This is a genomic window from Marivirga arenosa, assembly GCF_030503875.2.
Lineage (GTDB): Bacteria > Bacteroidota > Bacteroidia > Cytophagales > Cyclobacteriaceae > Marivirga > Marivirga arenosa.
Map to the genome: position 1 here is coordinate 1,929,341 of NZ_CP129968.2, position 17,280 is coordinate 1,946,620.

Annotated in this window: 1 protein-coding gene; it reads right to left on the reverse strand. The window is 39.7% G+C overall.

The window, feature by feature from the left end; genetic code table 11:
* Positions 1-77: 77 nt before the first annotated feature.
* The gene (locus QYS47_RS08310; RefSeq protein ID WP_322348358.1) at positions 78-17,267 is read right to left on the reverse strand and encodes an Ig-like domain-containing protein; all 17,190 of its coding nucleotides are present in this window, start codon (positions 17,265-17,267) and stop codon (positions 78-80) included.
* Between the last annotated feature and the right edge of the window lie 13 nt (positions 17,268-17,280).

A 17,280-nucleotide genomic window follows, 5' to 3' on the forward strand; every position in this document is an offset into this window, starting at 1 on the left:
CATTTCTTGAAATAACGCCTTTAGCCTAATATGGTTTTGAAAAATCTAGAGTTTTTCAAAAGAATAAAGGCGTATAATTAATCTAGTATTACTACTTTCTTTCTTGTGAGATTTCCTGATAAAGTTTTTGTAATTATATGGTACACACCAGAAGAAACCCCATTTAAATTCAGTTCTTTATGATTCGTTCCTCTCAATGCTTTCGTATTTAAAATCACTTTACCATTCATGTCTACTACAAATATTTCTAGCTCTGATTTTAAACTTTGATTAAAGTTTAGATTTACAATTCCTGAACTTGGGTTAGGATAAAGGTCAAGATTGATATTCTCTAAAGCATTTGAATTACTAGTAATTTTTGAAGATTGTTTAAATTGATTTATGTTGGTAATGTCAATTTCGAAAACACTATTCGATAATCTGTCCTGAACCACAGTTATTATAGCTAAGTCTGTATTAGTATAGAGTGGCTCAACCAACCATTCATAAGTACTTACTACGGTTTCATTTAAATCATCTAATTCAACTCCGTTTATATTTGGTAGTATTTGTCTGACAATGTTATTAAGCCCATTCGAAGTAGTGGATTTTTCAATTACAAAGAAATAAGACACCATATTTCTGGTAGTATCAGTATTTGGTCTTAAAGTAGCATCAAAACTAATAGTGCTTTCACCAACTTCTTCATTAATGATGATGTCAACTAAATTAGTTGGTTCCAATAATGACCTTCTAGTTATTTTTCTCGAGAATTCTTCTGTTAATCCCTCTGAATTAAATATTGAGGTATTAAATCTTTCTCCATCAATAACGATTTTAGGGCTTTCCTCAATACTGTATATACTTGCTCTAGCATCCATTTGAACTGAATTTCTCAGATTCACCGAATCAGGATCCGGAATTGATATGTGGAAGTTGATTGGTAATATGTCATTAGCTATACCAGTACTATTAAGATTTTGAACATTTGCTCTGTTTGAGGTATAATTTGTTGCATTTAGATTAGTGAAGTTCTCTATTAATACCAATTTTTGTCTTTCTCCAACATAGAAGTTGTCAATAGCCATACCAGTAGGATCACTATTTAATAAAGTACCTTTAAAGTTAATTCTAAATTTAACGCTTGCAAGATTTGTAATTTCATCTTCATCTATGGTATGAGCTACTCTTACCCAATTTCTTTCTTCACCGATAAAATACCAAGCATAGTTTAATGGGTTTGCATTTTGTCCACCAATGGCAGATATGTTTGTAGTATTATACCAATTTAATTCATCTTCAACTGCTCCTAAAATATTCCAAGTAGAACCTCCATCAATTGAATATTCAACTGTAGCTCCTGCTCTAAAGCTATCATCTACATCTAACCACATATCAAACGCAATCATTGGCTTTTCAAGAGAAGTTAAGTCGAATGAAGGACCTTCTAAATATGAGTCTTCATTTTCATAATATCCAAAGTTTCCGTTAGCAGCAGTTTTCCAGAAGTTACCTGGATTAATATTGTCATTATTACCTATAAAGGCACCATTTGCTGATCCATACGTCCATGAACTTAAGCTGTCATTTACTGTATTATTTGTTGTCCATCCTCCAGCATTATTATCAAAAGTTTCATAATATGGATAGGTGTTGATTGCGGGTACAATAGCCACTGTTTTGGAAATGGTTTCAGTACATCCTAATAAGGTTTCAATAGTTAATTGAACTTGATATGATCCTGCAGTTTGATAATTAAAACTCGGGTTTTCTAATGAAGATATATCCGTATCAATTCCTGGAATACCAAAATCCCAGCTGTATGAAATTATTGAATCAGCACCATCTAATACAGATTGATTCCTAAATTCGGTAGGGGTTTCACCTGGATTACTAGTTTTAGTATTTGTAAATGAGAAATCTACATTTTGAATATTTCCTACATTGATAGAAGTAGTAGTTTCAAATGTACAACCCAATGCGGTTGTTCCTATTATAGTAATATTTTTTACTCCTGCTGAATTAAACTGTTCAATTTGACCCTCTTCATAAATTCTGTTAGGCGAATTTTCATATTCTAATTGGAATGAGATTAATGAATCTTGAGCACTATCATAACCAGGATTTATGAAAATTTGAACTGCATTATCAATTTCGCATAAGTTTTGATAATCAATTGTAATTTGTGGTTCAGGAATTCTATATAATGTTTTGGTTGTTTCAGCTAAACAACTTGTAGCATCCTCAAACACTGTATACGTAATATCAACAGTATCTTGATTCAGAACTTCTGATGAAGCTGCATTGAAATATGGTATCCCTCCTAAGATTTCTATACCAGGGCCAGTGAATGTACCCCCAGTTTGATCTGGATCTAATTCAATGAATGCATTTGAACAAAAGAACCCATTACTATCATCCGTTTCCATATCAAAATTAGAATTCGGTCCGTTTGTAACTTCTACTATAACTTCATCTGTGTTTACACAACCATTTGGATTAGTATAAGAATATGTTAATGTATATGGGCCACCAACAGTTGCAATAGTTGGATCGAAATCAAAGGTTCCATCACCATTGTTAACTACTCCTCTTCCACTAAATACTCCTCCTGAAGGCGTAGCTGTAAGTTCTTGTAATCCATTTCTGATACAATATAAATCGTTAGGGAATAGATTTTCTGTAATTGCGACATTAGGTAATGTATTAACTGCAAATGTTATTTCATCAAATGCAGTTCCACAAGGTCCCGCAACACCCGATCCGTCAGGATCATTTGCAGTAAATCTTAAAGTTACATCTAAACCATATTCGTTTGGATCAGGAATATAAGTTGTAGTAGGGGATGAGGTAGATGTAAATGTTCCTTCACCACCACTCCATACACCACTTGAAGCACCATTAAGTAATTGGGCTTCTACTATTGCATTATCTCCTTCACATATATCAGCTATTGGAATGATGTCGATAATTGCATTTGGATTAACAATTACATCTATGACCTTCGAATCTCCGGTGCACGTTCCGTCTAAGAACCTAGTGTTTAATGTGTATTGAATTACATCACTTTCTCCAGAGATTGTATTGGATAAGTTTCCTGAAACCGTTGTACCTACTCCATCTGTTGCTCCGGATGAATTTGGTGATACTGTCCATACAAATTCAACATTGGTAAGATTATTTACAAAATTAATTGGCAAATCAAAGTCCTGACCACTACATACATAATATTCGTCTCTAATATTATCGAATTTAATTTCTGGTCTAACAATTATAGTTAATTCCTCACTGTTGGCAGTTGCTAAGCAACTGCTATTTTTAGGGGTGATTTCATAAACAACTTCTTGATTAACACCTGAAGTATTGACTAAATCAAGAGATATATTACCAGTTCCTGACGGGGTCAATCCGTTTACAACGGAAGTGTTTCCTGAAATTAAATTCCATTCAAAATCAGCGGAAGGAATACTTGCAGTAGGTACAAAATCAAATGTTTCATTTGAACAAACAGTGTAATCAAAATTAGAATTTGTCATTACAGGGTTAGGCAGTACAGTTACCGTGATTGTTTTTGTTGGCCCTGTGCATCCATTTGCACCATCTTGAGTAGGAATTACTGTAATAATGGCAACATTATCTGAAGAATTAGATGGATTATTTGCAGTAAAGCCTGATGGAGTTATAGATTGATTTGTAGATCCAGAAGGAAATGCAATTCCAATAGTAGTATTATCTATTGACCAATCGAAGGTAGTGGTTCCTCCGACATTATCAATAAAATCAATATTTACATTTTCACCATCACAGAATGTAACATCAGTATTCTGAATAACGGGTCTAGGGTTAGAAGTGATTTTGAAAGAATCAGCTATGCTTAAGCATCCATTTCTTACTGAGTAATATTTTACATACCCTTCAATAGGAGCTCCAGTTTGATTGTCTGCTAAATCAAAACCAGGGAAGTTTCCAGTTCCCGTAGTAGGTGTAGCATCTCCAATTAATGCAGGATTTGTAATTTCCCAATTAAAGGTTCCAGTACCTGAACTATGAGTAAAGGTTCTTGGGCTTACTGCTGAAGGGAAACATAATATTGGCTCATCTGCTTCAGAATTAACTACTGGTCTATCTTTTAATGTCAGATTAATACTTTTAATTGTAGTACATCCATTCTGAGTTGCAGATAATGTAATAACCCCAATTTTATCAGTACCACTTGTATTTATTGAACTAGTAAATTCTATTTTCCCATCGATAATGCTTATACCGCCTTGTACTAAGGTTGGATCATCAATATTTACATTTAATATAGGATTTGTAACATCTACAGTGAAAGGTATTGATGCGAATTCTTCCGAACAAAGACTAATACTGTTAGCTGCTGATATTACTGGAGTTTGCTTAATTGTCAATGTTATTTCATCAAATACATCACTACATAAACCAGCATTTGACCCAGTTAATCTCAAGGTTATTGGACCGCTAGTATAATCATCTGATCCTGGATCATAAATCGGTCTTAAGGCAGTATCATCATCAAATGAACCAGCTCCATCTGTTGTCCATGTTAAATCATCAGCACTCGACTGGCTAGGAGGAGTAGCAATACTTGCTAAATCTAATACGTCTCCATCACATATTTCAACACTACTTGAAACACCACCGCCAGCATCTAAAACGATTTGTGGATCAACCGTAAAATCAACTTGTGCGACATCAAAGCAATTGGTAGTAGGTAAGATTACTTTCGCATAGTAAATTGAATTGTTTACCACTGATACTGCTGTTTCATCAGGAACAAGGGTTCCTAAACTACTATTAGAATACCACTCAATTGTAACACCTGTTTCGCTAGTTACAAAATTGTTATAAGAGGTTAAATCTACTATTACACTTCCACCACCAGCAGTAGTTTCACAGAATGCGTCTGAAGTATTTGTAACAATAGGTAAACCTCTAACATTAATTGTTTTTGTAATAGTATCATTACTGCAGCTAGTAGTTGAAATTGCAATAAATTCAAAAATCACATCTCCCTGATAAGTACCATTTGGTGTAAATGTTGCTTCATATACTCCTGCATTATTAGTGGTTGCTGAAAGGCTACCGGAAGTTTCTGCATTCGGGTCAGGTTGTCCTGATTGTATAATCCATTGACCTGTTGAGGCTCCACTATTGATAGTTCCTCCTAAAACGATCGGTTCAGTTTCACAAACTGCATTTCCTGTAGGAGCTAAAGAGGCTTGAGCAGGTTCATCAATTGAAACATCTACTGTATAGGTATTATCTCCACAAGGTCCACCAGTGTTAGGATCATTAGCAGTGAATTGGAAAGTGATGATGGTATTGAAATCTGCGGCATCCGGAGTATAAGTAGCCGTAGTCACCCCAGCAGTAGTATTGGAAGCAGACAGATTAGCTGCATTACCATTCGTGATTACATCCCATTGTCCGTCAATAGCAGAACCACCAAGGGTAGCATCAAGATCGAAGTTAGCATCTCCACAAGTACTAAAGTTTGCAGGAATTACCGCAGTTGGGTTTTCAAATACATCAAAAGTAAATACTTCTATAGTTGATGAACAAGTATTAGAAGTAAAAGCCTCAAATTCGGCAGTAACTGTACCATAGGCTGTAGTAGATGGAGTGAAAGTAGTAGTCCAATCGCCAGCATTATTAGTAGTGGCCCCAATACTTCCAATAGTAGCACCGCCTGTAATAGTCCAGTTTCCACTGGTAGCCCCACCTCCAATATTTGCAATAAGATCTAATGTTTGAGTTTCACATATTTCAGTTCCTATAGCATTTGTAATAGTAGCGGTAGCAGGAGCATCAATTATAAAATCTACTGTTTGACTTACACTTCCACAAGTATTAGCAGGGTTATTTGTAGTTAAAGTAAAAGTTACAGTATTCCCGATATCTGCAACTGTAGGGTTATAATCAGCTGTAACCGTACTACCCGTAGTAGAAATATTGGTTAAAGACCCATTACCATTTTCAGACCAAGAAGCTCCAGTAGCAGAACCAGAGAAGTCACCAGAAACCGTAATCGTTGAGTTTTGACATATATTTACAGGAGCAGTTGAAATACTTACACCTGCAGGTTCATCAATTGAAACATCTACAGTATAGGTATTATCTCCACAAGGTCCACCAGTGTTAGGATCAGTGGCAGTGAATTGGAAAGTGATGATGGTATTGAAATCTGCGGCATCCGGAGTATAAGTAGCCGTAGTCACCCCAGCAGTAGTATTGGAAGCAGACAGGTTAGCTGCATTACCATTCGTGATTACATCCCATTGTCCGTCAATAGCAGAACCACCAAGGGTAGCATCAAGATCGAAGTTAGCATCTCCACAAGTACTAAAGTTTGCAGGAATTACCGCAGTTGGGTTTTCAAATACATCAAAAGTAAATACTTCTATAGTTGATGAACAAGTATTAGAAGTAAATGCCTCAAATTCGGCAGTAACTGTACCATAGGCAGTAGTAGATGGAGTGAAAGTAGTAGTCCAATTGCCAGCATTATTAGTAGTGGCCCCAATACTTCCAATAGTAGCACCGCCTGTAATAGTCCAGTTTCCACTAGTAGCCCCACCTCCAATATTTGCAATAAGATCTAATGTTTGAGTTTCACATATTTCAGTTCCTATAGCATTTGTAATAGTAGCGGTAGCAGGAGCATCAATTATAAAATCTACTGTTTGACTTACACTTCCACAAGTATTAGCAGGGTTATTTGTAGTTAAAGTAAAAGTTACAGTATTCCCGATATCTGCAACTGTAGGGTTATAATCAGCTGTAACCGTACTACCCGTAGTAGAAATATTGGTTAAAGACCCATTACCATTTTCAGACCAAGAAGCTCCAGTAGCAGAACCAGAGAAGTCACCAGAAACCGTAATCGTTGAGTTTTGACATATATTTACAGGAGCAGTTGAAATACTTACACCTGCAGGTTCATCAATTGAAACATCTACAGTATAGGTATTATCTCCACAAGGTCCACCAGTGTTAGGATCAGTGGCAGTGAATTGGAAAGTGATGATGGTATTGAAATCTGCGGCATCCGGAGTATAAGTAGCCGTAGTCACCCCAGCAGTAGTATTGGAAGCAGACAGATTAGCTGCATTACCATTCGTGATTACATCCCATTGTCCGTCAATAGCAGAACCACCAAGGGTAGCATCAAGATCGAAGTTAGCATCTCCACAAGTACTAAAGTTTGCAGGAATTACCGCAGTTGGGTTTTCAAATACATCAAAGGTATAAGTTTTAAAATTTGAAGCACAACTATTTATTGTAGCAGCTTCAAACTGGGCAGTAACTGTACCATAAGCAGTACCAGAAGGGGTAAATGTAGTAGTCCAGTTTCCTGCATTATTTGTAGTTGGACTTATTGTACCTATTGAACCACCTCCAGTAATAGTCCAGCTACCACTTGATGCACCACCGCCAATGGTAGCTGTAAGATCTAATGTTTGAGTTTCACAGATTTCAGTTATGCTTGTTGTGATATTTGATGTTGGTAATTGAACTACATCAAATAGATTAATATCTTTTACTGCTACACATCCATTAGGACTTGTATAAGTTACTTCTATTTCAATTATACCTAATCCTGCAACTGTTGCATCAAAGTTTGACCCTGTTACTCCTGGTCCTGTAAAAGAGAAGGATCCACCTGCCGGAGTCGCACTTAGACCTAAAGAATTTAAATCAACAGTGTTTTCATTTTCACATACTTCAACAGGAGGGAAGACATTATTTATAACTGGTTTTGGATATAATGTAATAGAGAATGTAGTGGTAACTGGTGACGTACAAATAGCATTTGAAGTTGATACTGTAATATTAGTTACCAAATTTGCTCCTGAATTATTTGGCCCCGCTACGAATGTCATAGCGTTACCACCATTTGTAGGGTTTCCTACTAGGGTATTATCCGCGGTCCATGTAATATTATCCGTTCCTGATAGGGTACTAAAATCAATATCAACTAATTCTCCTGAACAAACAAAAAGGTTTGTTGGAGTAGGTGCGAATTGTGGAGCTACATTATTAGTTAGAGTAACTTCATCAAATGTATCTGTACAACTTCCATTTGAGATTGTCCAACGCAGGGTAGCTGAAGTACCTGCCGCTATTCCTGATACTGTTGATATTGCTGAAGATGGGGTATTAATTGTAGCTGTTCCCGATATTAAAGTCCAAACACCTGATCCTGTAGCAGGAGGACTATTTGCTGCTAATGTAAAGTTACTATTTTCACAATTAATCTGATCTGTACCTGCATTTGCTACTATTTGCGGATCAGGTTGAGTAAGAGTTACTGGTATAGTAGTTATAGCACAAGCATTTGCATCTGTTATATCAATATCATAGTTACCGGCCGCTAAGTTGTTAAAGCGATAGGTAGCGCCTGGTTGGGTTTGAGTAGCCGAAGCATCTCCACTTAGGGTGAATGTATAGTTGCCAGTACCACCAGCTGCGGTTACTTCAATGAATCCATCGGTTTCGCCATTACAGCTAATGTTAAATGTATTATATATACTTACTGTAGTAGAGGCTGAGAGTAATGTTGGCTCATTAAGGGTATAAGAAGCAGAACTGGTACAACCGTTTCCATCGGTGATAGTTACATCGTAGGTACCAGCCGTTAAACCAGATTGATCTTGATCGGTGGCTACCAATCCACTACCATCGGCAGTAGACCAAGCGTAGGTATAAGCGCCTTCACCTCCAGCAGGAGTAAGGTTAATTTCTCCAGTAGCGGCACTGTTGCAGTCTACATCAGTTAGAACAGCAGCTTGAGTAAGTGGTGTAGGTTCTGTTAGGGTATAACTTGTAGAAGTACTACATCCATTAGCATCAGTAACAGTAAGGTCATAAGTACCAGCTGTTAGTCCAGTTTGGTCTTGATCGGTAGCCACGAGTCCGCTACCATCTGTGGTAGACCAAGCGTACGTATAGGCTCCTTCACCTCCAGATACGGAGATAGCGATCGATCCATTGGCATCGCCATTACAGTTAAGTTCAAATCCTCCGGTAGTAGAAGAACTCAAGGCATCCAGAGAAATGGCTAAAGGAGAAGGTTCAGTAATGGTATAGGATTCAGTGATGGTACAACCGTTGTCATCGGTGATGTCCACATCATAGGTGCCAGCAGAAAGTCCGATTTGATCTTGTGAGTTAGCATTTACACCGGAACCATCAGCAGTAGACCAGCTGTAGGTATAGGGAGGAGTTCCTCCTGATACGGTAATATCGATCGATCCATCAAGGTCTCCATTGCAATCCAGGTTAAAGCCCGTTCCAGTAGAAGTACTCAGGCTAGCGATGGCAGAAATAGCATCAGGCTCATTAATAGTATAAGAAGCAGAACTGGTACAACCGTTTCCATCGGTGATAGTTACATCGTAGGTACCAGCCGTTAAACCAGATTGATCTTGATCGGTGGCTACCAATCCACTACCATCGGCAGTAGACCAAGCGTAGGTATAAGCGCCTTCACCTCCAGCAGGAGTAAGGTTAATTTCTCCAGTAGCGGCACTGTTGCAGTCTACATCAGTTAGAACAGCAGCTTGAGTAAGTGGTGTAGGTTCTGTTAGGGTATAGCTTGTAGAAGTACTACATCCATTAGCATCAGTAACAGTAAGGTCATAAGTACCAGCTGTTAGTCCAGTTTGGTCTTGATCGGTAGCCACGAGTCCGCTACCATCTGCGGTAGACCAGCTGTATGTATACGCCCCTTCACCTCCAGATACGGAGATAGCGATCGATCCATTGGCATCGCCATTACAGTTAAGTTCAAATCCTCCGGTAGTAGAAGAACTCAAGGCATCCAGAGAAATGGCTAAAGGAGAAGGTTCAGTAATGGTATAGGATTCAGTGATGGTACAACCGTTGTCATCGGTGATGTCGACCTGATAAGTACCAGCAGAAAGTCCGATTTGATCTTGTGAGTTAGCATTTACGCCAGATCCATCAGCAGTAGACCAGCTGTAGGTATAGGGAGGAGTTCCTCCTGATAGGGTAATGTCGATCGATCCATCAAGGTCTCCATTGCAATCCAGGTTAAAGCCCGTTCCGGTAGAAGTACTCAGGCTAGCGGTAGCAGAAATAGCATCAGGCTCATTAATGGTATAAGAAGCAGAACTGGTACAACCGTTTCCATCGGTGATAGTTACATCGTAGGTACCAGCCGTTAAACCAGATTGATCTTGATCGGTGGCTACCAATCCACTACCATCGGCAGTAGACCAAGCGTAGGTATAAGCGCCTTCACCTCCAGCAGGAGTAAGGTTAATTTCTCCAGTAGCGGCACTGTTGCAGTCTACATCAGTTAGAACAGCAGCTTGAGTAAGTGGTGTAGGTTCTGTTAGGGTATAACTTGTAGAAGTACTACATCCATTAGCATCAGTAACAGTAAGGTCATAAGTACCAGCTGTTAGTCCAGTTTGGTCTTGATCGGTAGCCACGAGTCCGCTACCATCTGTGGTAGACCAAGCGTACGTATAGGCTCCTTCACCTCCAGATACGGAGATAGCGATCGATCCATTGGCATCGCCATTACAGTTAAGTTCAAATCCTCCGGTAGTAGAAGAACTCAAGGCATCCAGAGAAATGGCTAAAGGAGAAGGTTCAGTAATGGTATAGGATTCAGTGATGGTACAACCGTTGTCATCGGTGATGTCCACATCATAGGTGCCAGCAGAAAGTCCGATTTGATCTTGTGAGTTAGCATTTACACCGGAACCATCAGCAGTAGACCAGCTGTAGGTATAGGGAGGAGTTCCTCCTGATACGGTAATATCGATCGATCCATCAAGGTCTCCATTGCAATCCAGGTTAAAGCCCGTTCCAGTAGAAGTACTCAGGCTAGCGATGGCAGAAATAGCATCAGGCTCATTAATAGTATAAGAAGCAGAACTGGTACAACCGTTTCCATCGGTGATAGTTACATCGTAGGTACCAGCCGTTAAACCAGATTGATCTTGATCGGTGGCTACCAATCCACTACCATCGGCAGTAGACCAAGCGTAGGTATAAGCGCCTTCACCTCCAGCAGGAGTAAGGTTAATTTCTCCAGTAGCGGCACTGTTGCAGTCTACATCAGTTAGAACAGCAGCTTGAGTAAGTGGTGTAGGTTCTGTTAGGGTATAACTTGTAGAAGTACTACATCCATTAGCATCAGTAACAGTAAGGTCATAAGTACCAGCTGTTAGTCCAGTTTGGTCTTGATCGGTAGCCACGAGTCCGCTACCATCTGTGGTAGACCAAGCGTACGTATAGGCTCCTTCACCTCCAGATACGGAGATAGCGATCGATCCATTGGCATCGCCATTACAGTTAAGTTCAAATCCTCCGGTAGTAGAAGAACTCAAGGCATCCAGAGAAATGGCTAAAGGAGAAGGTTCAGTAATGGTATAGGATTCAGTGATGGTACAACCGTTGTCATCGGTGATGTCCACATCATAGGTGCCAGCAGAAAGTCCGATTTGATCTTGTGAGTTAGCATTTACACCGGAACCATCAGCAGTAGACCAGCTGTAGGTATAGGGAGGAGTTCCTCCTGATACGGTAATATCGATCGATCCATCAAGGTCTCCATTGCAATCCAGGTTAAAGCCCGTTCCAGTAGAAGTACTCAGGCTAGCGATGGCAGAAATAGCATCAGGCTCATTAATAGTATAAGAAGCAGAACTGGTACAACCGTTTCCATCGGTGATAGTTACATCGTAGGTACCAGCCGTTAAACCAGATTGATCTTGATCGGTGGCTACCAATCCACTACCATCGGCAGTAGACCAAGCGTAGGTATAAGCGCCTTCACCTCCAGCAGGAGTAAGGTTAATTTCTCCAGTAGCGGCACTGTTGCAGTCTACATCAGTTAGAACAGCAGCTTGAGTAAGTGGTGTAGGTTCTGTTAGGGTATAGCTTGTAGAAGTACTACATCCATTAGCATCAGTAACAGTAAGGTCATAAGTACCAGCTGTTAGTCCAGTTTGGTCTTGATCGGTAGCCACGAGTCCGCTACCATCTGCGGTAGACCAGCTGTATGTATACGCCCCTTCACCTCCAGATACGGAGATAGCGATCGATCCATTGGCATCGCCATTACAGTTAAGTTCAAATCCTCCGGTAGTAGAAGAACTCAAGGCATCCAGAGAAATGGCTAAAGGAGAAGGTTCAGTAATGGTATAGGATTCAGTGATGGTACAACCGTTGTCATCGGTGATGTCGACCTGATAAGTACCAGCAGAAAGTCCGATTTGATCTTGTGAGTTAGCATTTACGCCAGATCCATCAGCAGTAGACCAGCTGTAGGTATAGGGAGGAGTTCCTCCTGATAGGGTAATGTCGATCGATCCATCAAGGTCTCCATTGCAATCCAGGTTAAAGCCCGTTCCGGTAGAAGTACTCAGGCTAGCGGTAGCAGAAATAGCATCAGGCTCATTAATGGTATAAGAAGCAGAACTGGTACAACCGTTTCCATCGGTGATAGTTACATCGTAGGTACCAGCCGTTAAACCAGATTGATCTTGATCGGTGGCTACCAATCCACTACCATCGGCAGTAGACCAAGCGTAGGTATAAGCGCCTTCCCCTCCAGCAGGAGTAAGGTTAATTTCTCCAGTAGCGGCACTGTTGCAGTCTACATCAGTTAGAACAGCAGATTGAGTAAGTGGTGTAGGTTCTGTTAGGGTATAGCTTGTAGAAGTACTACATCCATTAGCATCAGTAACAGTAAGGTCATAAGTACCAGCTGTTAGTCCAGTTTGGTCTTGATCAGTAGCCACGAGTCCGCTACCATCTGCGGTAGACCAAGCGTACGTATAGGCTCCTTCACCTCCAGATACGGAGATAGCGATCGATCCATTGGCATCGCCATTACAGTTAAGTTCAAATCCTCCGGTAGTAGAAGAACTCAAGGCATCCAGAGAAATGGCTAAAGGAGAAGGTTCAGTAATGGTATAGGATTCAGTGATGGTACAACCGTTGTCATCGGTGATGTCCACATCATAGGTGCCAGCAGAAAGTCCGATTTGATCTTGTGAGTTAGCATTTACGCCAGATCCATCAGCAGTAGACCAGCTGTAGGTATAGGGAGGAGTTCCTCCTGATAGGGTAATGTCGATCGATCCATCAAGGTCTCCATTGCAATCCAGGTTAAAGCCCGTTCCGGTAGAAGTACTCAGGCTAGCGGTAGCAGAAATAGAATTAGGGTTAGTTAATAAAATTTCATCAAATGAATCGGTACATGGGTTATTAGAAATTGTCCATCTTAATACAGCAGATGATCCTGCAGGTATACCGGATACAGTTGAACTATTAGAACTTGGAGAATTTATCGTAGCAGTACCACTTATTAATGTCCATATGCCCGTTCCTATAACTGGATTATTTGCCGAAAGAGTAAAATTTCCTGAGCCAGCACAACTAATTTGATCAAAACCTGCATTAGCAACAGTAGGTAATTGATTGATAGTAATAGTTTCAGTGTCAGTAAGGTCATCCGTACAGCTAGTGGTAGCATTAGTAGCACGAACAGTAATAGTTTCTGAACCATCACTTCCTAAGGCAGTATAGTCAAAGGCATTTGATGCAATGGTTATAGTTCCACCATTACCACCTACTGAAGATGAGAAAGCAGAATTACTTTGATCAAATAATTGATAATTAACTCCGGATTGAGAGCCGTCAATAGTAAAAACCAATGAAGAACCATCGCACACTTCAGAAGCCGAAGGGGTTACAGTTAAAGTGTTGTTAGGTAATGGATTAATAGTAACAGAAGTAGCAGCAGAAGGGCTACTAAAGCAAGAGGCAGTATTGTCTCCATTAGTAACTTCAACGGAATAGTTTCCGCTTTCAGAAACAAGATTTAAGGAGATATCTCTTGTTGTTAAAGCGGGGACTAGAACACCATCTTTATACCATCTATAAGATCCCTCAGTAGAACCGGGAGCTAGAGAAGAGGTCAGAGTGATGGACCCCCCCTCACAAGTTGAGACACTTGGCCCTTGAAGAATAGTAGGGGCAGCCGGAGCATCCTCTACGGTAATTGTAATGCCTGCATGCGTAGCAGAACAATTATTTCCATCAATACCTGTAACGGTGACCATATCACCATCAGCTAAAGAAGAAGTAGAATACGTATTAGAGGCAGAAGGACCTTGAACGGCAAGTCCGTTAACAAAAAATTGATAAGTAGCAGCTCCACCTGCGGTAAAAGTTATAGGGGAACCGTTACAAATTATATTATCAAGATCATCACTATTTAATGATATAGTAGGTAATTGATTGATAGTAATAGTTTCAGTGTCAGCAAGGTCATCCGTACAGCTAGTGGTAGCATTAGTAGCACGAACAGTAATAGTTTCTGAACCATCACTTCCTAAGGCAGTGTAGTCAAAGGCATTTGATGCAATGGTTATAGTTCCACCATTACCACCTACTGAAGATGAGAAAGCAGAATTACTTTGATCAAATAATTGATAATTAACTCCGGATTGAGAGCCGTCAATAGTAAAAATCAATGAAGAACCATCACACACTTCAGTAGCCGAAGGGGTTACAGTTAAAGTGTTGTTAGGTAATGGATTAATAGTAACAGAGGTAGCAGCAGAAGGGCTACTAAAGCAAGAGGCAGTATTGTCTCCATTAGTAACTTCAACGGAATAGTTTCCGCTTTCAGAAACAAGATTTAAGGAGATATCTCGTGTTGTTAAAGCGGGGACTAGAACACCATCTTTATACCATCTATAAGATCCCTCAGTAGAACCGGGAGCTAGAGAAGAAGTCAGAGTGATGGCCCCCCCCTCACAAGTTGAGACACTTGGCCCTTGAAGAATAGTAGGGGCAGCCGGAGCATCCTCTACGGTAATTGTAATGCCTGCATGCGTAGCAGAACAATTATTTGCATTAATACCTGTAACGGTGACCATATCACCATCAGCTAAAGAAGAAGTAGAATACGTATTAGAGGCAGAAGGACCTTGAACGGCAAGTCCGTTAACAAAAAATTGATAAGTAGCAGCTCCACCTGCGGTAAAAGTTATAGGGGAACCGTTACAAATTATATTATCAAGATCATCACTATTTAATGATATAGTAGGTAATTGATTGATAGTAATAGTTTCAGTGTCAGCAAGGTCATCCGTACAGCTAGTGGTAGCATTAGTAGCACGAACAGTAATAGTTTCTGAACCATCACTTCCTAAGGCAGTATAGTCAAAGGCATTTGATGCAATGGTTATAGTTCCACCATTACCACCTACTGAAGATGAGAAAGCAGAATTACTTTGATCAAATAATTGATAATTAACTCCGGATTGAGAGCCGTCAATAGTAAAAACCAATGAAGAACCATCACACACTTCAGTAGCCGAAGGGGTTACAGTTAAAGTGTTGTTAGGTAATGGATTAATAGTAACAGAGGTAGCAGCAGAAGGGCTACTAAAGCAAGAGGCAGTATTGTCTCCATTAGTAACTTCAACGGAATAGTTTCCGCTTTCAGAAACAAGATTTAAGGAGATATCTCGTGTTGTTAATGCGGGGACTAGAACACCATCTTTATACCATCTATAAGATCCCTCAGTAGAACCGGGAGCTAGAGAAGAGGTCAGAGTGATGGACCCCCCCTCACAAGTTGAGACACTTGGCCCTTGAAGAATAGTAGGGGCAGCCGGAGCATCCTCTACGGTAATTGTAATGCCTGCATGCGTAGCAGAACAATTATTTCCATCAATACCTGTAACGGTGACCATATCACCATCAGCTAAAGAAGAAGTAGAATACGTATTAGAGGCAGAAGGACCCTGAACGGCAAGTCCGTTAACAAAAAATTGATAAGTAGCAGCTCCACCTGCGGTAAAAGTTATAGGAGAACCGTTACAAATTATATTATCAAGATCATCACTAGCAAGAGTAACTGTAGGAGGATTGTTAATTGTAATATTATTAATGTTTTGAGGTGCAGATAATACTCCTTCACATCCTGTACTCAAAATGGTCACTAAAACAGAAACTGTTTCAGAGGTTCCTAAAGTACCGATATCAAAAGAATTTGTAGGAATTATTATATCTCCACCATTTCCTACAATTTCTGAGCTTAAGGGATTGTTGGACTCATCAATTAATTGGTATTTATTAGTACTTTGAGTATTTGTTATTGTAAAGTTAAGAACACCTCCATCACATACTTCTGAAGCAGAGGGGGTGGTATTAGTAGTTATGGTGGTTGTATTAACAGAAGGATTAACCACTAAAGTAACCATTGCAGGATCACTTTCACAGCCATTTGCAGAAGTTTCAGTTACATAAACAGTTGTAGTACCCGCTGTAGAGTTGTCAAAACCTATGTCTGCATTTATAGGTGATCCGCCAGTAGTTAAAACAGAAGTTAGGCCTGCATCATCATACCATGTAATAGTTCCTCCAGTACCGCTTGCTGACGGAGTTAGGAATGCTTCATTTAAGCATATTTCTTGGTTTTGGTTGGTTATTGTTGGTGCAGCAGGGAGAGCTTCAACAGTTATTTGTGCTGATGTAGATGTAACGATAGGCAAACAGGCACCTGTAACTACAACGCGGTAATTGTAAGTATCAATGCTAATAGGAGCATTATTGATTTGAAGGGTGGAAGAAGTAAAATTACTATAAATTCCACCATCCATACTTATATCAATATCTTCAAAACCTGCACCGCCACCAGCATCTCTTTGCCACTGATAACTTAATAAACCACCGGTAACTGATACTGTAAAAGCTGTATTTTCATTTTCACAAATTGCTTCTGATGATGGTTGACCAGTGATAGTTGGAGATTCAATACTACTTAATGATCCATGTAAAGTACCAAAAGGTGCACCATTTACATTTAAGTCCGTACCTGTTGGAGAATCAACTCTAGTAATGTTTCCGGACGAGCCAGCAGTAATAGCTCTTACTTGAAAGTCCTGAAAGAAAATAGAATTAATTTGACTAGTTGCATTAATTATTAGATTTACTTGCAACCAATTCGTTCCTCTATTTGTAGAGGAAGATGCATTAATATCTCCTCCAATGCCGGTAGCAGAAATGGTTCCACCTGTAGGTTTAAATTCAAAATTGGGGGGTAGTTCAATTCTGTAATACCTAGTATTGCCTGAGGTGTTGGGGAAGTCACCTGTATTAGTTTCAGTAATCTCTATATCAGGAAGACCATAATAACCACCATCTACACATATATTACTTAAATCAGCCTCAGTTATGGTAACTTGTGAATATGATTTAAAGCTCAATAATGTAAAGGAG